Genomic DNA, 21,972 nt, shown 5'->3' on the forward strand with positions numbered 1-21,972 from the left:
GTGTGGCGGTCAGGTCTTGCGGATGATGGCGTATTTGCCTGCGGCATAGTCGAACGGAACGCCGGTTTCCCGGGCCCAGTCGAGCAGGGCCGCATGGCCGCCGCCGAACTTGCCCGACAGCGCGGGACTGCCATCGGCATTGAGCCGGCAGTCGTCCAGCAGGATGATACCGCCGGGCGCCAGCCGCCGCCACAGCTGTCGCAGCGTATGCGCGGTCGGCCTCTCGACATCGACATCGAGCAGCACAAAGGCAATCGCACCGGGAATTTCGGCATAATCGGCACGGCCTGCATCGGCCTGCACCAGCTGCACCGGGACGGTCTTGTTCTGGGCCAGCGTCCAGGCCACCCATTGCCGGCTGTTCTTGGTGAAGCCGGTCAGCCGTTCAGCCGGGCGACCCGACGCGGCTTCTGATGCCTTGTCCTCAGCAGTGAAGCCACCGAAGGTATCGAATGCCAGGTAGGGGCCGCGATGGCCACGGTCGCGCAGATGGCGCGCCAGCATCACCGTGGTATGGCCGGCGGCACAGCCGACCTCGACCACCGCGCCAGCCGGCACGGCGGTAATCGCCTCATCCAGCGTGGCAAGCAGCGTCATCAGCTGCGCCGGGCTGTGCATATAGGGATAGCGGTGCAGCAGCACGCGGCGACTCACCGGCAACACCGTCATCAACCAGTGGCGGATCAGATCGCGCATTCCCCTACCCCTTTGCCAACCGTCACCGGCACTTCACCAAGCGGCGGTCGCTCTCAATCGTCTCGTCGAAGGCGACCAGCCGTGTCGGCGAGTAGTCGATCACGATCAATGCCAGTTCGCGATCCGGCTCGGCATCGTCCAGCAGGATGATGCGGTCGCGGCCGAGCCTGTACTGGCCGGCGCGCGGTTCCTTGTCGTCCAGCGTCGAACTGAAATGGCCATCGGCCTCGAAGGCGATGGCCTCGGTGTCGCAGCGGCTCTGGCTCACTGCCCATTTGCCGACCACGGAAAGAGACTGCGCCGCCGCGCCGGCGTGAGCCAGCGCGACGGCGAGTGCGATGATGATTACCCCCCGGCTCATCATCGTCTGTTCTGTGCTCAGCGGCCCTTCAGGGCGGCAAGGCCCGGATACTTGGCCGCGACGTCGAGCTGCTGCTCGATGCGGATCAGCTGGTTGTACTTGGCCATACGGTCCGAGCGGGCCAGCGAACCGGTCTTGATCTGGCCGCAGTTGGTGGCGACCGCGAGATCGGCAATCGTGCTGTCCTCGGTCTCGCCCGAGCGATGCGACATCACGGCGCGATAGCCGTTCTTGTGCGCCAGCTCCACGGCTTCCAGCGTCTCCGACAGCGTGCCGATCTGGTTCACCTTGACCAGGATGGCGTTGCCGACGCCCTGCTTGATGCCATCGGCCAGGCGCTTGGGGTTGGTGACGAAGAGATCGTCGCCGACCAGCTGGCACTTGGCGCCGATGGCATCGGTCAGTTCCTTCCAGCCCTTCCAGTCGTCCTCGGCCATGCCGTCTTCGATGGAGACAATCGGATAATCGCCGACCAGCTTGGCCCAGTATTTCACCATGTCGTTGGGCGACAGCTTCAGGTTCTCGCCATCCAGATGATACTGGCCGTCCTTGAAGAATTCGGTGCTGGCGGCATCCAGCGCGATCATCACGTCCTTGCCGGCCTTGTAGCCCGCCGCCTCGATGGCCTGCATGATGAAGTCGAGCGCGCCGCGCGTGCTCGGCAGGTTCGGCGCGAAGCCGCCCTCGTCGCCCACATTGGTGTTGTGGCCAGCATCCTTCAGCTTCTTCTTCAGCGTATGGAACACCTCGGCGCCCATGCGCACGGCATCGGCCAGCGTCGTGGCGCTCACCGGCATGATCATGAATTCCTGCACGTCGATCGGATTGTCGGCATGGGCGCCGCCATTGATGATGTTCATCATCGGCACCGGCAGCACATGCGCCGCCGCCCCGCCCACGTAACGGTACAGCGGCAGGTCGGCTTCCTGGGCGGCCGCCTTGGCGACAGCCATCGACACGCCGAGAATGGCGTTGGCACCCAGGCGCGCCTTGTTGGGCGTGCCATCCAGCGCGATCATGGTCTGGTCGATGCGCAGCTGCTCGCTGGCCTCGAAGCCCGACAGCGCATCGAAGATCTCGGTGTTGACGGCATCGACCGCCTTGAGCACGCCCTTGCCGAGGTAGCGCTTCTTGTCGCCGTCGCGCAGTTCGACGGCCTCATGGGCGCCGGTCGAGGCGCCCGAGGGCACGGCGGCGCGGCCCATGGCGCCAGATTCCAATACGACATCCACCTCCACCGTCGGATTGCCGCGGCTGTCGAGAATTTCGCGCGCCAGGATGTCGGTGATGCCGCTCATATCGGGGGTCCTCTAAGGCAGGATAAGGCCGGAAAAGATGGGCCAAAGGGATAGCCCGCCGGGGGCCTGCGGGCAAGGGGCGCGGGACCGTGGGGCGGTGGCTAGATGGGGATAAAGGGCCACTTTTCGCCCTACTTTCGTCATGCCCACGAAAGCGGGCATCCCATTTAAATGGGACCCTGGGTCAAGCCCGGGGTAACGGCCGGAGCATCGGATAAAGCATCGGACTACGAATCTGAGGGTCCGATGCTCAATGCCCCTGCTTCGCCAGGTGGTCGAATTCCAGCAGCTGTTCCAGCACGGCTTCCATCTGCGCAAACGGCACCATGTTGGGACCGTCCGATGGCGCGCTGTCCGGATCCTTGTGGGTTTCCATGAACACGGCGGCGACGCCGATCGCCACGGCGCCGCGCGCCAGGATCGGCACGAAGCGGCGGTCGCCGCCCGAGCTTGTCCCCTTGCCGCCCGGCTGCTGCACCGAATGCGTCGCGTCGAACACCACGGGGCAGCCGGTCTCGGCCATGATCGGCAGCGCGCGCATGTCGTTGACCAGCGTGTTGTAGCCGAAGCTGACACCGCGCTCGCACAGCATCACATTCGGGTTTCCGGCATGGTCGAATTTCTCGACGATGTTCTTCATGTCCCAGGGCGCCAGGAATTGCCCCTTCTTCACATTGACTGGCTTGCCGGTGCTTGCTGCCGCCAGCAGCAGGTCGGTCTGGCGCGAGAGGAAGGCCGGAATCTGCAGGATATCGACATGCGGCGCGACCTCGCGCGCCTGCTCCTCGGTATGCACATCGGTGATGACGGCCAGGCCGAGGCTGTCGCGGATCTCGTCGAACACCGGAATGGCATTCTCCAGGCCGAAGCCGCGGTTGCTGCGGATCGAGGTGCGGTTGGCCTTATCAAACGACGACTTGTAGACGAAGTTGATGCCGAGCTTCTCGGTCAGGTCTTTCAAACTGCCGGCCATGTCGAGCGCATGCTCGCGGCTTTCCATGGCGCAGGGCCCGGCGATCAAGGTGAGCGGCAGGTCGTTGCCGATCTCGAAATCGCCGACCTTCACGTGACGGATGGGGGCTGGGGTGTCGCTCATGGCTTGGGCTCCAATGCTTCGACCCGATTGTATTTCATGCCGTCATGCCTGCGCATGACAGTTTGGAGATCACGCCAACCGCGCCTAAACGAGCCTGGACTGCTTCAGCGCCGCCTTCACAAAGCTGGCGAACAGCGGATGCGGCTCGAACGGCTTCGACTTCAGTTCCGGGTGATACTGCACGCCGATGAACCACGGATGGTTCGGCAGCTCAACGATCTCGGGCAGCAGGCCGTCCGGCGACATGCCGGAGAACACCAGGCCGCACTCTTCCAGCTTCGCGCGATACTTGGTGTTGACCTCGTAGCGATGGCGGTGGCGTTCGGAAATCTTGGTGCTGCCGTAGCATTCAGCCACACGGCTGCCGGGCTTCAGCGCCGCGTCATAGGCACCCAGCCGCATGGTGCCGCCCAGGTCGCCGGCGGCCGAGCGCTGCTCCAGCTCGTTGCCGCGCATCCACTCGGTCATCATGCCGACCAGCGGCTCGTCGGTCGGGCCGAATTCGGTGCTGCTGGCTTTCTTAATGCCGGCCTTGCTGCGGGCATATTCAATCACCGCCATCTGCATGCCGAAGCAGATGCCGAAATACGGCACGTTGCGTTCGCGCGCGAAGGTGACGGCGCGGATCTTGCCTTCCGAGCCGCGCTCGCCGAAACCGCCCGGCACCAGGATGGCATGCACGCCGTCCAGCGCCTGCACGGCGGTCTCGTCCTTCTCGAAGATCTCGGACTCGATCCATTCGATATCGACGCGCGCGTTGTTGGCGATGCCGCCATGGGCCAGCGCTTCGGCCAGCGACTTATAGGCATCCTTCAGGCCGGTATACTTGCCGACGATGGCGATCTTGACGCGGTTTTCCGGCGCTACCACGCGCTGCACCACATTCTGCCAGCGCGACACATCGGGTTCCTTGGCCGCATCGAGACCGAAGGCTTTCAGCACCTGCACGTCCAGCCCCGCCTCGTGATAGGCGAGCGGCGCGGCATAGATGGTGTTGACGTCGAGCGCGGGAATGACGGCTTCCTCGCGCACGTTGCAGAACAGCGCCATCTTCTTGCGGTCGCCCTGCGGGATCTCGCGGTCGGCGCGGCAGAGCAGGATATCGGGCTGGATACCGATGGAGCGCAGCTCCTTCACCGAATGCTGCGTCGGCTTGGTCTTCAGCTCGCCGGAGGCGGCGATGAAGGGCACCAGCGTGACATGGATATAGATCGCCTGGCCGCGCCCGGCTTCCAGGCCGAACTGGCGGATGGCTTCGAGGAAGGGCAGGCTTTCGATATCGCCAACGGTGCCGCCGACTTCGACGAGCATGAAATCGACGCCGTCGCGGTCGTCGGCGATGAAATCCTTGATGGCATCGGTGATATGCGGGATCACCTGCACGGTGCCGCCCAGATAGTCGCCGCGGCGCTCCTTGGCGATCACGGTCTGGTAGATGCGGCCGGTGGTGATGTTGTCGGTCTTGCGGCCGGGCACACCGGTGAAGCGCTCATAATGGCCGAGATCCAGGTCGGTCTCGGCGCCATCGTCGGTGACGAAGACCTCGCCATGCTGATACGGGCTCATGGTGCCCGGATCGACGTTGATATAGGGGTCGAGCTTGCGCAGGCGGACGGTGTGTCCACGGGCCTGCAGCAGGGCGCCAAGTGCCGCCGAAGCCAGACCTTTTCCAAGCGAGGAGACCACGCCGCCGGTGATGAAGATGTACCGCGTCATGGGAGCCCTGTTTAACCTATCCATCCGACACACAAAAGGCTTCGCTCGCGCCGACTCGCGCGATTTCAAAACCCCGAAAAGATTATTTCAGTTCAGTCGTTTACTGAGACAGCGGCGAGCTTACTGCGACAGCGGAACGGCCGGCTTGGCCGGCTCGGCCGGTGCGGTGGTGCCGGCCGGCGCGCCCGAATCGAGAATCGAGCGCGACTTGGTCGGACCGCCGGCGAGAATCGCCAGCACGATGCTGGAGGCGATGAACAGGGTGGCCAGGATCGCCGTGGTGCGGGTCAGCAGGTTGGCCGAGCCGCGCGCGGTCATGAAACCGCCGCCACCGCCGCCGCCCATGCCGAGCGCGCCGCCTTCCGAGCGCTGCACCAGGATGACGCCGATCAGCGCCAGCGCCAGCAGGATATGCACCACCAGAAGGAAGGTCATCATGGGTCTAAATCTCCGTAAGTCCGGGGGCTTTTACACCCTGTCGGGAGATAGGGAAAGCCCCTGCCGGCGGCAAGGGGGACGGGCTAGCGTTTTTATTGTCACCCCAAGGGGTTAATCGACGGCTGGGTCGCTGTAATCGTGGCTGCAGCCCCAGGGGTCGCTGACCGCCCAGCTGCCGTCGTCCTGCGGTTCGGCATAGACCGGGCCGACCGGCACTTTGCCATGGCCGCCGGGGATATCGAGGATGTAGGTCGGCTGCAGCAGGCCGGAATAATGGCCGCGCAGACGGCGCATGAGAGTCTGCCCCTCTGCCAGCGAGACGCGGAAATGGCTGGTGCCGCGCGCCAGATCGCCGTGGTGCAGGTAATGCGGCTTGATGCGGTTGGCCACCATCGCCTTGAACAGATCGGCCAGGGCGGCCGGGCTGTCGTTCACGCCCTTGAGCAGCACGGACTGGCCCAGCATCGGCACGCCGGCCTCCACCAGTTTGCGGATGGCCGCGACAGACTCCGGCACGAATTCGCGCGCATGGTTGGCATGCAGCAACAGCCACACGGCTTTCTCGCTGCCCTGCAGGGCCGCGACGAGTTCATCATTGATGCGCGCCGGATCGACCACCGGTACGCGGGAATGGATGCGGATGACGCCAAGATGCGGAATGGCATTGAGGCGCGTCATGACCTCTTTCAGGCGGCGCGGCGACACGATCAGCGGATCGCCGCCGGTGAGGATCACCTCCCAGATCGCCGGATGCTGCGCGATATAGTCGATCGCCGCATCGAGCTGCTCGGCGCTGAGGCCTTTTGAGCCATTCTTTATGCTACTTGGCCCCACCATCTCGCGGCGGAAGCAGAAGCGGCAGTAGACCGGGCAGACATTGACCAGCTTCAGCAGCGCGCGGTCCGGGTAACGATGCACGATGCCGGCCACCGGGCTATGCGCGGTATCGCCAATCGGGTCTTGGCGTTCGTGCGGCAGCGTCACCAGCTCTGCCGCATCGGGCAGGAACTGGCGGGCGATGGGGTCTTTTGCATCCGCGGGGTCGATTAAAGACTGAACATGCGGCGTGACGGCGACGGCAAACTGCGCGGCGACCTGCTTCAGTGCCGCAATTGAGCCGTCCTTATCGCGTTCCGCCGCACCCATGGCTTATTTGAAGCCTTTCGCCTCGATGATCGGCCAGAAGTCATTCGCCTTCAGGCTGGCGCCGCCGACCAGCGCGCCATCCACATCGGCCACCGCCATCAGCGTCTTGGCATTGTCGGGCTTCACCGAGCCGCCATAAAGCAGCCGCATACCCTCGCCATCGTTGAAGCGCGCCTTTAGCTCCTGCCGCATGGCGGCATGCACCTCGGCCACCTGGTCTTCGGTCGGCGTGCGGCCGGTGCCGATGGCCCAGACCGGTTCATAGGCGATCACGGTGTTGGCCGCCGTCGCATCGTCGGGCAGCGAGCCGCGCAACTGGGCCGACACCACTTTCAGCGTTTCGCCGGCATCGCGTTGCGCCAGCGTCTCGCCGACACAGACAATCGCCACCAGCCCGGCGCGATGGGCGGCCTGTGCCTTGGCACGCACCACGCTATCGGTCTCGCCATGATCGGTGCGGCGTTCGGAATGGCCGGCCAGCACATAGGTCGCGCCGGCATCCTTCAGCATCTCGGCGCTGATATCGCCGGTATGGGCGCCAGCGGCCTTGGCATGGCAGTCCTGGCCACCGACGCCGATACCGGTGCCCTTGAGCGCAGCGGCCATTGCCGCCACCAGGGTTGCCGGCGGGCAGAGGCCCAGTTCGGCAGCCGGCATCTGCGCCATGGTCTTGCCGGCCAGGGCGGTGGCTTCGGCCAGGCTCACCGCCAGGCCGTTCATTTTCCAGTTGCCGACAATCAGGGGCCGTCGCGCCGCCATGTCAAAACCTCGTGCGAATGGGCTAAAAACCGGGCCTGTCGTAGCAAGTTCCGCCCGGAAAGGCAAAGCCGGCGCCTTGCCGCCCCCTGCCCCCGGCCTTAGTATGCCGGCCCGTTCCGGCCCGCCTGCGCAAGGTGGGCTGAGCCTTTGTTTCGCTTCGCTTTTTAGGTGGTTACATGCTGCAGCAGATGCGTTCCGGCGCCGCGTCCTGGATTGCCAAGGGTCTGATGATTCTCCTGGTGTTCAGTTTCGCCATCTGGGGTGTCGCCGATTATGTCTCCGGCTTCGGCAACAGCGGTGATGTCGCCAAGGTGGGCTCCAGCAGCATCGGCCAGACCGAATTCTCAGAGGCGATGCGCCGCGAGGTCAACGCGCTGCGCCGCCAGTTCGGTCCTGCTTTCAGCACCGAGCAGGCCCGCCAGCTTGGCCTCGACGAGACTGCGCTCAACCGCATGATCGAAGACAAGCTCTATGTGCAGGCCGCCGGCAAGATCGGCCTCAGCGTCAGCGACGCGCAGGTGCGCGACATGATCTTCAATGCGCCGGCCTTCAAGGGCATGACCGGCCAGTTCGACCGCCTCGCCTTCGAACAGTATTTGCGCAACGAGGGCTACAGCGAGGGCATGCTGGTTGCCCTGCTGCGCGACGATATCGCCCGTACCCAGCTGCTGGGCAGCCTGTTCGGCAGCGTGGTGGCCGCGCCGGCCCCAATGGTGGACGTGGTGCTGCGCTATCGCCTGCAGCGTCGCCTCGCCGAATACATCGTGATCGATCCGGCCAAACTGCCGGCACCGGCGGCGCCGACCGATGCGCAGGTCGATGAGTTTTACAAGGCCAACCCGGCTGCCTTCACCGCACCCGAGCGCCGCAGCCTGGCCTGGATCGACATCACCGCCGCCCAGCGCGCCGCCGTGATGGCGGTCGACGACGCCGAGCTGCGCGCCGAATACGACTCCCACCAGCAGAGCTACATCACGCCAGAAAAGCGCGCCATCGAACAGGTGGTGTTCGCCACCGAGGCCGAGGCCAAGGCCGCTTATGAGGCGATTGCCAAGGGCGAGGCCTTTGCCGCCATGGCCGCGCGTACCCAGAAGCTGAAGCCCGAAGATCTCTCGCTCGGCATCGTCACCAAGGCCGAACTGCCGGCCGCGATTGCCAATGCCGCCTTCGCTGCTGAAAAAGACAAGGTGAGCGAGCCGGTGATCTCGCCCTTCGGCTTCCACCTGCTGCGCGTCACCGAAATTCAGGCCGGCAACACCCGCAGCTTTGAGGATGCCAAGACCGAACTGCGCCAGCAGGTCGCCACGCGCAAGGCCATCGACGGCATGGTCAAGCTGCGCCAGCAGATCGACGACCAGATCGCCGGCGGCGCCACGCTGGACGAAATCGCCAAGCTGCAGAACCAGCCGGTGCAGCAGGTTGCCGCCATCGATGCCCAGGGCGGCGATGCCGCCGGCAAGCCGGCCGAAGCCCTGCCCAAGGTGCCGGCGCTGCTGACCGAGGCCTTTGAACTCAGCCCCGAAGCCGAGCCGGGCATTATCGATCGCCCCGAAGGCGGCCTGATCGTGCTGAAGGTGACCGCGATCCAGCCGGCCGCGCTGAAGCCGCTGGATGAGGTGAAGGCCCAGGTGGTTGCCGCGCTGACCGAGCGCACCCGAGCCGAGGCCGCCACCGAACGCGCCAAGCAGATCGCCGAGCGCCTGCGCTCTGGCGGCGAGATGAGCCGCGAGGCGGCCGGCATCGGCACCACCGTGCAGCTGAGCGCGCCGGTGGTGCGCGGTGGCCAGCCGGCGGAACGCAACTTCTCCCCGGCCCTGCTCGGCGCATTGTTCGGTGCCAAGCAGGTGGGCGAGATCGTCACCGGCCCGGCGGCTGCCGTGGCCGGCGGCGCCATCGTTGCGCGCCTGTCGCGCATCGAGGAACCCGATGCCGCGCTCGTCGCGCGCCAGCGCGACCAGACCACGCAGCAGCTGGCCGGCGGCATGACCCAGGATCTGGTGCAGCAGTATAAACAGCAGCTGCAGAAGGAAATCGGCGTCACCGTCAATGCCGCGGCACGCGCCCGCGCCGCCAACTTCTAAAGGCCTGAACAGCCAGCCATGAAGATCACGCCCGACTATGCCAGCTTCGCCCAGCGTTACATGGCGGGCGAGGCCCAGGTGCTCTCCACGCAGCTGGTGGCCGATCTGGAAACGCCGGTCTCGGCCTTCCTCAAGCTCGCGGATACGCGGCCGTGGTCCTGCCTGCTGGAATCGATCGAGGGCGGTGCCGTGCGCGGCCGCTATTCGATCATCGGCCTGAAACCTGACCTGCTGTGGCGCTGCCAGGGCCAGAAGGCCGAGATCAACCGCAAGGCCCGCTTCGACCAGAGTGCCTTCGAGCCCTGTGCCGAGCCGACCGTTGAAAGCTTGCGCAAGCTGCTGGCCGAAAGCCATATCGACCTGCCGGTGAACCTGCCGCCGATGGCCGCCGGCATCGTCGGCTTCATGGGCTACGACATGGTGCGCCTGATCGAGCCGAAGGTGCCGGATAACAACCCGGATACGCTCGGGCTGCCGGACGGCATCCTGATGCGCCCGACCGTAATGGCGATTTTCGATTCCGTGCTCGACATGATCACGGTGGTGACGCCGGTGCGGCCACAGGGCGGCATGGATGCCCGCGCTGCCTACGCGCTGGCCAGCGAGCGCCTCTCCGACATCGTGTCCGATCTCGACCGGCCGCTGGGTGCGGTGCGCGACCAGATCGCCGATCTGGATGCCCTGCCCGAGCCGCAGTCGAACATGTCGCCCGACGATTACATGACGATGGTGCGCAAGGCGAAGGAATATATTGCCGCCGGCGATGCCTTCCAGGTCGTGGTCGGACAGCGGTTCAGCCTGCCCTTCCGGTTGCCGCCCTTTGCGCTGTATCGCGCCCTGCGCCGCACCAATCCCTCGCCGTTCATGTTCTACCTCAATCTCGGCGGCCCCTGCCTGGTCGGCTCAAGCCCTGAGATTCTGGTGCGCCTGCGCGACGAGACCGTGACGGTGCGGCCGATTGCCGGCACGCGCAAGCGCGGTGCAACGCCGGCCGAGGACCAGGCGCTCGCCGACGATCTGCTGAACGATCCGAAGGAATGTGCCGAACATCTGATGCTGCTGGATCTCGGCCGCAACGATGTCGGCCGCGTGGCGCAGATCGGCACCGTGAAGGTGACCGAGCGCAACCAGATCGAACGCTACAGCCATGTCATGCACATCGTGTCGAATGTCGAGGGCAAGATCCGCCCCGAATTCGATGCGCTGGATGCGCTGTTCGCCGGCTTCCCGGCCGGTACGGTATCGGGTGCGCCGAAGGTACGCGCCATGGAAATCATCGACGAGCTGGAGCCGGTGCGCCGCAGCTTCTATGCCGGCGGCGTGGGGTACTTCTCCGCCAACGGCACCATGGACACCTGCATCACGCTGCGCACTGCACTGGTGAAGGACGGCACCATGTATGTGCAGGCCGGCGCCGGCATTGTCGCCGACAGCGACCCGATGTCGGAACATGTCGAATGCGTTAACAAGGCCAAGGCGCTGATCCGCGCCGCCGAAGAGGCCGAGCGCTACGCCAGCCGTACCGGCCGCGGGCAGTAACCCTCAGGCCGCGAGACGGCTGGCCGGTGGAAACTGCAGCGTGATGGCCGTGCCGGCATCGGGACCGGTGGTGATGCTGAGTTCGCCGCCATGCATTTCCAGCAGCTTCTTCACGATCGGCAGCCCCAGCCCCAGGCCGGCATTCTGATCGGCCAGCATCGACTGTCCGCTGCCGAATGGCTCGAAGAGATGTGGCAGCTTGTCAGGCTGGATGCCCGGGCCGCGATCCTGAACGCTGAGCGCCACCCCGCCTTCGGCCGCCCGCGCCACCACGGTCACCGACTGGCCCGGCGGACTGAATTTCAGCGCGTTGGAGATCAGGTTCAGCAGCATCTGCCGCAGCATCATCGGATCGGCCATCAGGCGGCGGGCCTCCGGGTCGATCTCGAAGCGGATGCTGATGTCCCGCGCATTGGCCAGCGGGCGCAGGATGGCCGTCACCTCCTCGGCCATGGCCTCAAGTTCGACCGGCGCCAGTTCCAGCTTCAGCACCCCGGCCTCGATACGTGTGATGTCGAGCACCTGGTTGATCATCCCCAGCAGATGATCGCCGCTGCGATGGATGTCGCGGCCGTAATCCTGATAGGTCTTGGCCAGCGGCCCGACCATGGCGCCCGAGATCAGTTCCGAGAAACCGAGTATGGCATTCAGCGGCGTGCGCAGCTCATGGCTCATGCGCGCCATGAAGTCACGCTTGGCGCGGTTTGCCGTATCCACTTCGATCAATGCCTCGGTCACGCGTTTCAGCGCCGCATCGCGCCGCGACATGAGTACGAAAAGCCAGGCCGTCAGCGCCACGACAATGGCTGTGCCGGTCACCAGCGCGGCCAGTTTCGGCCAGGTCGCGGCATGCCATGACTCCCGCAGCGACTGCTCGCGCAACGCGGCCACCACCACGACCGGATAAGGCTCGACCATCGCATAGCTGGCGATGATGCGCAGCCCCAGATCCGCCGTCCGGTCCTGGTCGAAGGCGGTCATCGGAGCATAACGCTGTCGCAGCGCCTCAAGGTCGAAACCAGGCAGCTTCTTGCCGACCCGTCCCTTCGGATCCGGCGTGAGATGCAGCACCAGTCCGTCATTGCGGGCCAGGCCGATGGCCGATGGCGCCGAAATCAGCAGGTCGCGATAGGCTTCCTCAAAACTGGCAACCGGCATCGCGGCGAGAATGAATCCGACATGGGCCGCATTGCTGCGCGCCACCATCACCATGGGGATCACGGCGCGACCGCTGGTCCGGCTCGACAGCGGTTCGCCGATATGCAGCTCGCCCGGAGCCTTTCCGCGGATCGCCGCCATGTATTCACGGTCTCCGACAAAGACATTGCCACGATTGCCTTCGATCTGGATCAGGCGCTCGGTGCTGTCGATGATGGCAATGCCGATGGGATCTTCGTCGCTGCTCTGCATCCTGACCGCCAGATCGCTAAGGCGATTCAGGTCGACACTATCTCCACCCACCTGCAGGGCTTCGTCGATCGCCACCAGAATGGCATGAGCTGTATCCATGCTGCGGCGCGCATGCAGGCGCAGGACCGGGATCGCCCCGGTCACTTCGGCACTGGCGGAGCGGTAGATGCGTTCCCGGTCGCCCAGCACTGCGACAGCCGTAACGCCCCAGGCGACCATCAGCACCAGTGCCATGAGGATAAGCAGCAGCCTGCGCGGGGATCTCAAGACGGCCCCCATTCGGCCGGCGCTCGTGATGGCTTTGGAGTCCAAGGTCGTCGCCCGATAGCTGCTGACACGCTGTCAGGTAGAAAGTATGGTCAGCAACGATAATCTCCGGCAACTGAATATTTCATCCGCCTGCATCGCAACCTGAAGCCCCAAGCTACAACCATGCCGACTGCATTCAAAACCATCCGTGCCCGCGCCGAGAAACGCAAAGGCGCGGCGGCGCTGAAAAAGCTGCTGCCGAAAGTCCCCGACCAGAAGGCACTGACGAAATTGAAGGACGACCGTGTGCTGGCCGAGATGGCCAAGCGCGTCTTCTCCGCCGGTTTCGTGTGGAGCGTGATCGAGAACAAGTGGGACGGTTTCGAAACCGCCTTCCAGGGCTTCGAGCCACGCAAGCTGGTGCACAAGCCCGACGAGTTCTGGGAGAAGCTGGCCTCCGACAAAAGAATCGTGCGCAACCCGCAGAAGATCCGCAGTGTGCGCGACAATGCCCAGTTCGTCATAGATATCGCCAAGGAACATGGCAGCTTCGGCAAGCTGCTCGCCGCCTGGCCGGCCGAAGACCAGATCGGCCTGCTGGATCTGCTGGCTAAGCGCGGCTCCCGCCTAGGCGGCAATACCGGGCAATACCTGATCCGTTTCCTCGGCAAAGACAGTTTTATCGTATCCCGGGACGTGCTGCTCTGCCTGCGCGATGCCGGACTGGAACTGACCGACAAGGGTACATCGAAGGGCGACTGGAAGAAAATCCAGGCCCAATTCACCGCATGGCAGTCGGAAAGCGGCCTGCCGCTGATGCATATCTCGCGGATTTGCGCCATGTCGATCGGCGAGAATTACGATCCCGCCAGATTGCAGCAGGCCATGGGCGACGAAAACTAGGCTTTCCGGCCCGGTATGGTTACCGGGGTGTAAACCACCCAAAAAAGAAATCCGATTAAATTAATGGTTTGTATGCAGTGAGAAGCCTAGCCTGCCGGGATGCAACACGATCCCGACCTGCAGGCAGTGCATCTGGAACAGCGCGGCATCGATGCCCGCGATGCCGGCCGCCATGCCGAGGCGGAGAGCTATTTCGCCCGCGCGGTGCTGAAGGCGCCAGCCCGGCCGATCTCATGGCTGGGCCTGGCGCTGAGCCAGATCGACCAGCAGCGCGTCTCTGCCGCGATTGCCAGCCTGTATCGTGCCCGCGATCTCTCGCCGCAGTCCGGCGTGGTCAACCACCTGCTCGACTCGCTCAGCGGTACGACATCGGCGCGCGCGCCGGAGAGCTACGTCATCTGGCTGTTCAACACCTATGCGGCCAATTTCGACAACCACCTCGCGCGCCTCGCCTATCAGGGTCCCGACATGTTGCGCCGCCTGGCGCTGCGGGCCGACTGGTGCGAGGACAAGAGCCGCGCCATTCTCGATATCGGCTGTGGCACGGGGTTGAGCGGCCTGCCGTTTGCGCCTTATGCGAGCCGGCTCGACGGCATCGACCTGGCGATAGGGATGCTGAACCAGGCCCGGCGGCGTGCCATCTACGACGACCTGCATCATGGCGAGGCCCATGCGGTGCTGGGTGCGATGCCGGAAAACAGCTACGACACGGTGCTCGCGGCCGATACGTTGATCTATATCGGCGATGTGGCCGAGTTGTTCCGGCTGGTGGCCACCCGGCTGAAGCCGGGCGGCAGTTTCCTCTTCACGGTGGAAACCGGCGAGACCGGTTTCAAACTGACCCAGAGCGGTCGCTACAGCCAGTCGGATGCCTATCTGCGTGACTGCGCCACAGGGCTGTTTGCGTTTTCCGACCATATCGAAGGCACGATCCGCATCGAGGCCGGCAAGTTCACCCCCGCCCGCGCCTACCGCCTCACCCGCCTGTAAAAGCGATCCTTCTGCGCCTCAGTTAGCGCTTTTCCGGTTCAGGAACGGGTTGCTGTAAGCCCGCCCCTTGGGGGGAAACGCCTTCGCCAGGTAATCCAGCGTGAAGGCGAGTTCGTCCGGGTCAAGCTCAGCCATGTTGTGCTTTTCCACCATGATCTGCAGCACCTCGGCCCAGCGTTCGCGACTGTGACCCTGGGCGCGGACCAGATCGGAGCCGTGGCAGGCGGTGCAGAAGTAGAAAACCTCGTCGCGGTGCGGGCCATCGGGAAACACGGTCGGTTCTTCCGGCTCGCGTTCGGGCTGCGTCTGGGCAATGACGGTGCCACCGACCGCAAGGGCCAGCAGCACCGCAGCCAAAGCGGCGGCATAAGCAAACTTCATCGGTGCCCTGTCTCCGCCACGCTCAGGCCGGCACCAGCACGGCGACGCGATGCATCGCATTGCCGTTATAGCCCTGCGGATTCCAGTGCCCCGGCGCATGGCCCTGGCTGCGGCCGGTGCTGTCGGTCGCCTTCACCCACAATTCGTAATAGCCCTCGCTGGGCAGCGTCAGCTCCGCGGTCCAGGTCTGCCAGGCATATTTGTTGGCCGGCTTGGCAACCTTGGCCTTGCGCCAGGTCTGGCCATAATCGGCCGAGACCTGCACATCGCTGACGCTGTGTTCGCCGGCCCAGGCATGGCCGCGCAGACCGACCAGCCGCGTGCCGGCCTTAAGTTCCGTGCCATTGGCGATGTTGGTGATGATCGAGCGCACCGGCATCGATTCCAGGATACGAAAATTCTTCGGATCGGCCTTGTCGCCCGGCACCATCGGTTTGATCGGCACGCGATAGCTGGTGCCGGTCATGCCCTGGCCGTCATGTTCCTTGTCGCGAATCCAGATGCGGTTGAGCCATTTCTGCGAGGTCGAGCCGGGCCAGCCCGGCGCGATGATGCGCAGCGGATGGCCGTGGATGTTGGGGATCGGGCCGCCATTGACGGCAAAGGCAATGATGGTGTGATCGTCCATCGCCTTGGCAATCGGCACGCCTCGACTGAGCGCCGGCTTGCTGGTATCGCCTGACAAATGCGGGTCGGCACCGTAATGGCCGGTATAGACGGCGCCGGGTTTCAGGCCGGCGGCCTGCAGCACGTCTTTCAACCGCACGCCGGTCCAGCGCGCGTTGCAGATCGCACCGTTGCCCCACTGGTTGCCACTGGCCTTGGGCTCGAAGGCGGCGCGGCCGTTGCCGCCGCATTCCATCTGCAGGGCATAGGTCACCGGTTTGAATTTCTGCTTCAGCTCACCCAGGGTCAGCTTCAGCGGCGTGTTGACCTCACCATCGATGGTCAGGGCCCAGCTGTTCGGATCGCCGGCGAAGGCATCCGGCACCATGCCGTTGTTGCGCACGAAGATCTTGTCGTTCGGCGTGATGTCATCGTTCAGCAGATGCTCGGGCGTCTCGGCCACCAGTGGCTTGTCGCCCAGGATCACCAGATCGGCCTTGCCGTCCATCTTGAGGATCTTCGGTGCCGCGCCGGCCGCCGCACCCTGCGCCAGTGCCGCAGGGATAAAACCGCTCGGCATGTTGCCACTGAAGGGAATGGCACCGCCCACGGCTGCGCCCATGGCAGCCAGCGCGCCGCCCTTCAGGATGCCGCGACGGTTGAATACCAGCGCATCGGCGCGTTCCGGGTCATCGCGATAGAGTTCGAAAAGGCCGCGTTCCTTGCTGCGCATTCCCATGGCGTTTCTCCCAGCTCATGCCGCGGTCTGTCGCCACGGCTATGTGCAGCCTGCCCGAAGGCAGGGGGAGATGTCACGCGAATAAACAGTTAACTTGTGTGAAAGGTGCGGTGCAGCAAAACCGCGTCAGCGTTCCTGCTGTTGCCGCCGCAGCAGCACGGTGCTGACCGGAACCAGGGTAAAGCCCCGCTCCTTCGCCGTGGCGATCCAGTTTTCCATCGCGGTCAGCGTACTGCCATGCGGATGGCCGATGGCGATCACATCGCCGCGCGCCCGCGCGATGCGTTCCATCGCCGCCAGTTCATGGCCGATGCCGGGCGAGCGATCGTCGTCGAGGAACAGGTCGCGTTCGGCGGCATCGAGGCCGCGCTGGCGCGCCAGGGCCGGGCCTGCCGAGTTCGGGCCGGAAAGGCTGTCGAGCCAGAACACCTGGCGGCGGCCGATCTCGTCCAACACCTGGCCCATGCGGCCGGCATTGGCGGTGAAGCGGCTGCCCATATGGTTGTTGACGCCGACATAATCGCTGAAGCGATCAAGATGCCAGGCCAGCCGGCGCTGCAGTTCGGCAGCGTCGAGATCCACATACAGCGCGTTCGGCCCCGGATTGTTGCGCTTCACATCCAGCGGCTCCATCGGCAGATGCAGCATCACCTCATGGCCGGCAGCACGGGCGGCGGCACTCTGCTCCGACAGGTCGCTGGCATAGCTCATGAACGACAGCGTCACCGGACCGCGCAGATTGATGGCACGTTGGGTGCCCTTGCGGTCGAGGCCGGCATCGTCGATCAGGAAAGCGACATAAGGCGGCCGGGCCCCGGCCGGCGGCGCCACGGCGCGCGCGCGCCAGGCCGGGACCGCGCCCTCGCCGGCGGGTCGCCCAAAGGCCGGCGGCGCCACCGGCGCGGCGGTCAGCTGCACCGGCTTGTCCGTGGTTTTCTTGGCGACCGGCGGCGGCGCAACAGCCTTCGATTCAATCCTGGCGGTTTCGGCCTTGGGTGATTCAGGCCGAGCAGGTTCGGCTTTGACAGGTTCGACCTCAACGACCGGCGGCGGCGCAACGGCCACGGCCGGCTCCGGCTCGAGCTTCGGCAACTCAGGGGCCGGCGGCAGCGCGACCGCCACCTGCTGTGCCAGTTCGGAAATCGGACGCCAGCCCTGCTGCGCGGCGGCCGTGGCCGGTGTCGCCGGTGCAGTGGCACCAGGCGATGGAACGACAGGCGGCACGGCAGCGGACGCTGTAAGAGCGACGGTGGCCGTCGGCTGCGGACGCGGCGCATTGCCGACCACCATGCCCATGACCACGCCACCGGCCAGCAGCGCGGCAGCCGCCGTCATCAGCGGCCAGTTCACGGCCAGGAAACTGCGGGGTTTGACTGCAGCAGCCGGCGCAGACTGCCCAGGCATCGGCTGACCGGGCATCGGCTGGCCCGGCAAGACACGCGTCTGCGAGGCGCCATAGGCACCGGCAGCGGATTGGGCCGTCGCAGCGCGACGCGGCTTCAGCTTGAGGACGGGATCGCTCATCTGCACCGGTTAATCGATAATGGCGGAGGCGGCAAGACCACAGCTGCAACGCCTTGCCGGCATTGTCGTTTCGCCATGGTTAGGGAAACGTAAAAACACCGGCGCGAACCGACTCGGCAGCGTGTTAAAATGCGGCGATGCAGCGCATATCCGTGGTCACCGGCGACATCACCCGCCTCGCTGTCGATGCCATCGTCAATGCGGCGAATGAAAGCCTGCTGGGCGGCGGCGGAGTCGATGGTGCGATTCACCGTGCAGCCGGCCCCGCATTGCTGGCGGAATGCCGCGATCTGGGCGGTTGCCCGACCGGCGAAGCACGGATCACGCGGGGCTACCGCCTGCCCGCCCGCCATGTGATCCACACGGTCGGCCCGGTCTGGCACGGTGGCAGCCGCAACGAAGCGGAGCTGTTGGCGCGCTGTTATCGCAACAGCCTGGCGCTGGCCCGCGACCACGGTCTGGGCAGCATCGCCTTCCCGGCGATCTCGACCGGCATCTATGGCTATCCGCTGGCACCTGCCACCGCGATTGCGGTGCGCGAAGTGCAGGCCTGGCTGGCAACGCAGCCTGCGCCAAGCCGCGTGGTGTTCTGCTGCTTCTCGGCCGAAGTGGCGGCGGTTTATTCCGCCGCCTTGGCCTCCGCGCCCTGATCCAGCCGGAAGAAGGTGATCGAGGCCGCCAGTTCCTTGGCCTGATCGGCCAGCGACTGTGCCGACGCGGTGGTCTGTTCGACCAGGGCGCCGTTGCGCTGGGTCATCTCGTCCATCTGGGTGACGGAGTCGTTGATCTCGTCCAGCCCTGATGCCTGCTCCTGGCTGGCAATCGAGATTTCCTCGATGATGCCGGCCACACGTTTCACCGCATCGACGATCTCGGTCAGGCTGCCGCCGGCTTCATTCACCAGCTTGGCACCATCGCGCACCTGGCTATTGGACGCCGAGATCAGCGCCTTGATCTCCTTGCTGGCATCGGCCGAGCGCTGGGCCAGCCCACGCACCTCCTGCGCGACAACGGCAAAGCCCTTGCCGGCTTCGCCGGCGCGCGCCGCTTCCACCGAGGCATTCAGCGCCAGCAGGTTGGTCTGGAAGGCGATCTCGTCGATGAGGCCGACGATGTCGACGATCTTGCGCGCACTGCCTTCGATCTCGCCCATCGCCGCCACGGCACGGCCGACCACGGTGCCGCCCTTATCGGCGGTTTCGCGCGCCGTCGCCGCCAGAGTGCTGGCCTGCCGGGCATTGTCGGCATTGTGGCGCACGGTGGCGGTGATCTCTTCCATCGACGCGGCCGTGCGCTGCAGGCTGGCGGCCTGCTGCTCGGTGCGCTGCGCCAGATCGTTGCTGCCGACGGAAATCTCCGATGCCGCGTCGCGCACATTGCCCGCCGTCAGGCTGAGGCGACCGACGATATCGGCCAGCTTCTCGGCCAGCGTATTGGCATCGTTGGCGAGCTGCTGGAACAGGCCGCGATGGCCGCCGCCAATGCGATGGGTCAGATCACCCTGCGCCAGCGCGCCCAGCATGCTGCCCAGATCGTTCAGCGCCTTCTCCACGGTACCGAGCAGCTCATTGACGCCACCGCCCAGCCGCTGCATCACGCCCTGCAAGGCATCGGCGTCAATACGACGCGTCAGGTCGCCGGCCGTGGCCGCCGACACGATCTGGCCGATCGCCTGTTCCAGCAGGGCTTCCTGCGCCTTACGCTCGCGCTCGAAGGTTTCGCGATCGGTTTCGACCTGACGCTGCAGCGCCTCGTTTTCCTGACCGTTGGTTTTCAGCACCTCAACAGCGCGCGCCATCTCGCCGATCTCGTCGCTGCGGCTGGTTTCCGCCAGCTCCACCGACCAGTCGCGTTCGGCAAGCCGGCGGGTGGCGGCGGTCATGCGGGTGATCGGCGCCGAGATCTGTGGCCCGACGAACAGCAGGCCGATCAGGCCGGCAATCACAAGACAGAATACGGTGATCGCCACCAGCACGACCTGCGCCGTGGTGGCCTGGCCACCGGCCTGGGCCGCAGCCTGGTCGGCGGCTTCGGTCGCGGCCGAGACCAGCGCATCCACCTTGGTGGACAATTCGGCCGACGCGTTGCGCGCCTGGGTGAGCGCCAAGCCGGCCGTGGTCACGGTGCGGATCTCGCCACGGCGGACTCCGAACATGCTTTCGGAACCCTGGCCATAGCCCAGCAGTTTGCCGGCCGTGCTTTTCAGCTCGCTGATATCGAAATGCTTGCCGGCCCAGTCGAGTTCTTCCAGCGCTGTACTGTTCAGCTTGGTGAATTCGGCGAACAGCTTGTCGAGTTCGGCATTGTTCGGCGCCTGCGCCGCCACTGACAGCGTGGCGACCAGCTGGTTGAGTGCATTGCCCGCCGCGATTAGGGCATTGGCCGCATCAGCGGTCTCAGGTTTCGCATTCGGCTGTCGCAGTTCGTAGATAGCGCGATCCAGTGACGGCTGCATGAGGGCCTGGAACGCAATGTAGTCGGCACTCAGCCGGCTCTGTAATTCCTCGCGCTGCTGCGCGTACCCCAAGCGCGCATTCACCGAGCGGTTGATCTGCGCCACCATCGTATTGAGCATGCCGACCGATTTTTCGATCTCGGCGATCTGTTCTGCTTGGCTCTCGCCCGAGGCCGCCTTCACGGTCTCGACCGATTGCATCAGCCGTTCCTGCTTGGCCTTGAGGTCGGCCAGCGCCTTCTCGCGCTCCGCATCGCTGGCCGCGCTGGCCAGCACCGGGGCACCGGCGGTGAGTTCGGAACTCAGCGAAGACAGATTGAGGGCGGTGATCACCGCTGGCAGGTTGGTGCTGGTGATGCCGGCGTAACTGCCCTGCACCCGGCCGAAGAACAGGCCGCCGATCACATTTGAAAGCAATGTCAGTGCGGCCAGCACACCGATGGCAAGATTCAGCTTCTGCCGGATGCCCATAATGTCCTCCCCTGACTGACCGTTCTCGGCCGTCTGCCACTGCTTACCCATCCCGGCAGCGTGGCTTGTTGTTCTATCTCATATATTTACCGGCACTGCCGGCAGCGTAAAGGGGGATGGGGCGAGGGTTTATGCGCCGGTAAGGCGACCTTGGCGGTGCCACGCCTCTACTAATGGGAGGCTGGGTTCGTTCTACCTACAAGGTATATGACTCAGCCTGTGGAAAAATACTTGACCCGTATCGGGAACCTCATTAGAACATTTGCAGGTTTCGTATTCGTTCCCTGCTGCGCTTCTCTGTTTCGCCCGACTCACCCGGGCTGCGCAGCGCCCCTGACCCGAGGAGGCTTGCCATGTTGACCCGCAAGCAGCACGACCTGCTGATCTTCATCCACGAAAAGCTGGAGAATTCCGGCGTTTCCCCTTCGTTTGAGGAAATGAAGGAGGCGATGAAGCTGAAATCCAAGTCCGGCATCCACCGTCTGGTGACCGGCCTGGAGGAACGCGGCTTCATCCGCCGGCTCGCCCATCGCGCCCGTGCGCTGGAAGTGCTGCGCTTGCCCGACTCGGCGGTACCGATCCGCGGGGGCGCCATCGGGGCCTCGGCCACTCGGCCGTCCGCCCCGCGCAACCGCCTGATGCCGCGCGTGGTCGAGGGCAACCCGAATGCGCCGATGCCCGGCACGCCGGTCAGCGTCAGCCCCTATAATGCCCGCGACATCGTCACCCTGCCGCTCTATGGCCGCATCGCCGCCGGCACGCCGATCGAGGCCCTGCGCGACATGAGCACGCAGATCGATGTGCCGATCGGCCTGCTCGGCAATGGCGAGCATTATGCGCTCGAAGTCGCCGGCGATTCGATGGTCGATGCCGGCATCATGGATGGCGACACCGTCATCATCCAGCGCAGCGAGAATGCCGAAAACGGCACCATTGTTGTCGCCTTGGTCGACGAGCAGGAAGTGACGCTGAAGCGCCTGCGCCGCAAGGGCAACTCGGTGGCGCTGGAAGCCGCCAACCCGGCTTATGAGACACGCATCTTCGGCCCGGATCGGGTCAAGGTGCAGGGTCGCCTGGTCGGCCTGCTGCGCCGCTACTAAAAGCGCATACCTTC

19 protein-coding genes are annotated in these 21,972 nt (G+C 65.0%); 6 read left to right on the plus strand and 13 right to left on the minus strand.

Annotated features, from left to right (window positions below; translation table 11 throughout):
* Positions 1 to 9: 9 nt before the first annotated feature.
* The 8 genes from AAG821_RS17435 to tpiA form a co-directional block, all read right to left on the minus strand.
* Positions 10 to 696: a class I SAM-dependent methyltransferase gene (locus tag AAG821_RS17435; RefSeq protein ID WP_341910712.1), complete on the minus strand. Its 687-nt coding sequence runs from the start codon at positions 694 to 696 to the stop codon at positions 10 to 12.
* A gap of 22 nt (positions 697 to 718) precedes the next feature.
* Positions 719 to 1,057, minus strand: coding sequence for a hypothetical protein (locus AAG821_RS17440; protein WP_341910714.1), 339 nt, complete (start codon positions 1,055 to 1,057; stop codon positions 719 to 721).
* A gap of 17 nt (positions 1,058 to 1,074) precedes the next feature.
* Positions 1,075 to 2,355: a phosphopyruvate hydratase gene (gene eno, locus AAG821_RS17445; RefSeq protein WP_341910716.1), complete on the minus strand. Its 1,281-nt coding sequence runs from the start codon at positions 2,353 to 2,355 to the stop codon at positions 1,075 to 1,077.
* 250 nt (positions 2,356 to 2,605) lie between these two features.
* Positions 2,606 to 3,451, minus strand: a complete 846-nt coding sequence (kdsA, locus tag AAG821_RS17450) for a 3-deoxy-8-phosphooctulonate synthase (protein WP_341910717.1) — start codon at positions 3,449 to 3,451, stop codon at positions 2,606 to 2,608.
* A gap of 84 nt (positions 3,452 to 3,535) precedes the next feature.
* Positions 3,536 to 5,167, minus strand: a complete 1,632-nt coding sequence (locus AAG821_RS17455) for a CTP synthase (RefSeq protein WP_341910719.1) — start codon at positions 5,165 to 5,167, stop codon at positions 3,536 to 3,538.
* A gap of 120 nt (positions 5,168 to 5,287) precedes the next feature.
* Complete coding sequence (gene secG, locus AAG821_RS17460; protein ID WP_341910721.1) at positions 5,288 to 5,605, minus strand: preprotein translocase subunit SecG; 318 nt, start codon at positions 5,603 to 5,605, stop codon at positions 5,288 to 5,290.
* A gap of 111 nt (positions 5,606 to 5,716) precedes the next feature.
* Positions 5,717 to 6,751: a lysine-2,3-aminomutase-like protein gene (locus AAG821_RS17465; protein ID WP_341910723.1), complete on the minus strand. Its 1,035-nt coding sequence runs from the start codon at positions 6,749 to 6,751 to the stop codon at positions 5,717 to 5,719.
* A 3-nt stretch (positions 6,752 to 6,754) separates the two neighbouring features.
* On the minus strand, positions 6,755 to 7,510 hold the full coding sequence (gene tpiA, locus AAG821_RS17470; protein ID WP_341910725.1) for a triose-phosphate isomerase: 756 nt from the start codon (positions 7,508 to 7,510) through the stop codon (positions 6,755 to 6,757).
* 176 nt (positions 7,511 to 7,686) lie between these two features.
* Here tpiA and AAG821_RS17475 point away from each other — a divergent pair, with 176 nt between their 5' ends.
* Positions 7,687 to 9,591 (plus strand): SurA N-terminal domain-containing protein, encoded by a 1,905-nt coding sequence (locus AAG821_RS17475; protein ID WP_341910727.1) that lies wholly within the window; start codon positions 7,687 to 7,689, stop codon positions 9,589 to 9,591.
* Between the two features lie 18 nt (positions 9,592 to 9,609).
* On the plus strand, positions 9,610 to 11,130 hold the full coding sequence (trpE, locus tag AAG821_RS17480) for an anthranilate synthase component I (RefSeq protein WP_341910728.1): 1,521 nt from the start codon (positions 9,610 to 9,612) through the stop codon (positions 11,128 to 11,130).
* Positions 11,131 to 11,133: 3 nt separating this feature from the next.
* Here trpE and AAG821_RS17485 read toward each other — a convergent pair whose 3' ends face one another.
* A complete protein-coding gene (locus tag AAG821_RS17485; RefSeq protein ID WP_341910730.1) occupies positions 11,134 to 12,774 on the minus strand; it encodes an ATP-binding protein in 1,641 nt (546 codons plus the stop codon).
* 198 nt (positions 12,775 to 12,972) lie between these two features.
* Between AAG821_RS17485 and AAG821_RS17490 the strand changes: the two genes are divergently transcribed.
* Together AAG821_RS17490 and AAG821_RS17495 are read left to right on the plus strand one after the other, a co-directional pair.
* Positions 12,973 to 13,692 (plus strand): DNA-3-methyladenine glycosylase I, encoded by a 720-nt coding sequence (locus tag AAG821_RS17490; RefSeq protein ID WP_341910732.1) that lies wholly within the window; start codon positions 12,973 to 12,975, stop codon positions 13,690 to 13,692.
* A 99-nt stretch (positions 13,693 to 13,791) separates the two neighbouring features.
* Positions 13,792 to 14,682, plus strand: a complete 891-nt coding sequence (locus AAG821_RS17495) for a methyltransferase domain-containing protein (protein ID WP_341910734.1) — start codon at positions 13,792 to 13,794, stop codon at positions 14,680 to 14,682.
* 18 nt (positions 14,683 to 14,700) lie between these two features.
* Here the strand turns inward: AAG821_RS17495 and AAG821_RS17500 are convergent, their stop codons facing one another.
* The 3 genes from AAG821_RS17500 to AAG821_RS17510 all read right to left on the minus strand — a co-directional run bounded on the left by AAG821_RS17500 (position 14,701) and on the right by AAG821_RS17510 (position 17,932).
* Positions 14,701 to 15,063 carry a hypothetical protein gene (locus AAG821_RS17500; RefSeq protein ID WP_341910735.1) on the minus strand — a complete coding sequence of 121 codons (363 nt, stop codon included), beginning with the start codon at positions 15,061 to 15,063 and terminating at the stop codon, positions 14,701 to 14,703.
* Positions 15,064 to 15,085: 22 nt separating this feature from the next.
* Positions 15,086 to 16,408, minus strand: a complete 1,323-nt coding sequence (locus tag AAG821_RS17505) for a sulfite oxidase (protein WP_341910737.1) — start codon at positions 16,406 to 16,408, stop codon at positions 15,086 to 15,088.
* 126 nt (positions 16,409 to 16,534) lie between these two features.
* Positions 16,535 to 17,932: a divergent polysaccharide deacetylase family protein gene (locus AAG821_RS17510; protein ID WP_341916363.1), complete on the minus strand. Its 1,398-nt coding sequence runs from the start codon at positions 17,930 to 17,932 to the stop codon at positions 16,535 to 16,537.
* Between the two features lie 137 nt (positions 17,933 to 18,069).
* On the opposite strand from AAG821_RS17510, the gene AAG821_RS17515 reads away from it, so the two are divergent.
* Positions 18,070 to 18,582, plus strand: a complete 513-nt coding sequence (locus AAG821_RS17515) for an O-acetyl-ADP-ribose deacetylase (RefSeq protein ID WP_341910740.1) — start codon at positions 18,070 to 18,072, stop codon at positions 18,580 to 18,582.
* Here the strand turns inward: AAG821_RS17515 and AAG821_RS17520 are convergent.
* Positions 18,552 to 20,858, minus strand: coding sequence for a methyl-accepting chemotaxis protein (locus tag AAG821_RS17520; RefSeq protein WP_341910742.1), 2,307 nt, complete (start codon positions 20,856 to 20,858; stop codon positions 18,552 to 18,554). The two genes, AAG821_RS17515 and AAG821_RS17520, sit on opposite strands and share 31 nt — an antisense overlap.
* Before the next feature lie 353 nt (positions 20,859 to 21,211).
* Here AAG821_RS17520 and lexA point away from each other — a divergent pair, with 353 nt between their 5' ends.
* Positions 21,212 to 21,958, plus strand: coding sequence for a transcriptional repressor LexA (gene lexA, locus AAG821_RS17525; protein WP_341910744.1), 747 nt, complete (start codon positions 21,212 to 21,214; stop codon positions 21,956 to 21,958).
* Positions 21,959 to 21,972: the final 14 nt, after the last annotated feature.

The sequence above is a fragment of the Ferrovibrio terrae genome (genome assembly GCF_943372915.1).
GTDB classification, from domain to species: Bacteria; Pseudomonadota; Alphaproteobacteria; order Ferrovibrionales; family Ferrovibrionaceae; genus Ferrovibrio; species Ferrovibrio terrae_A.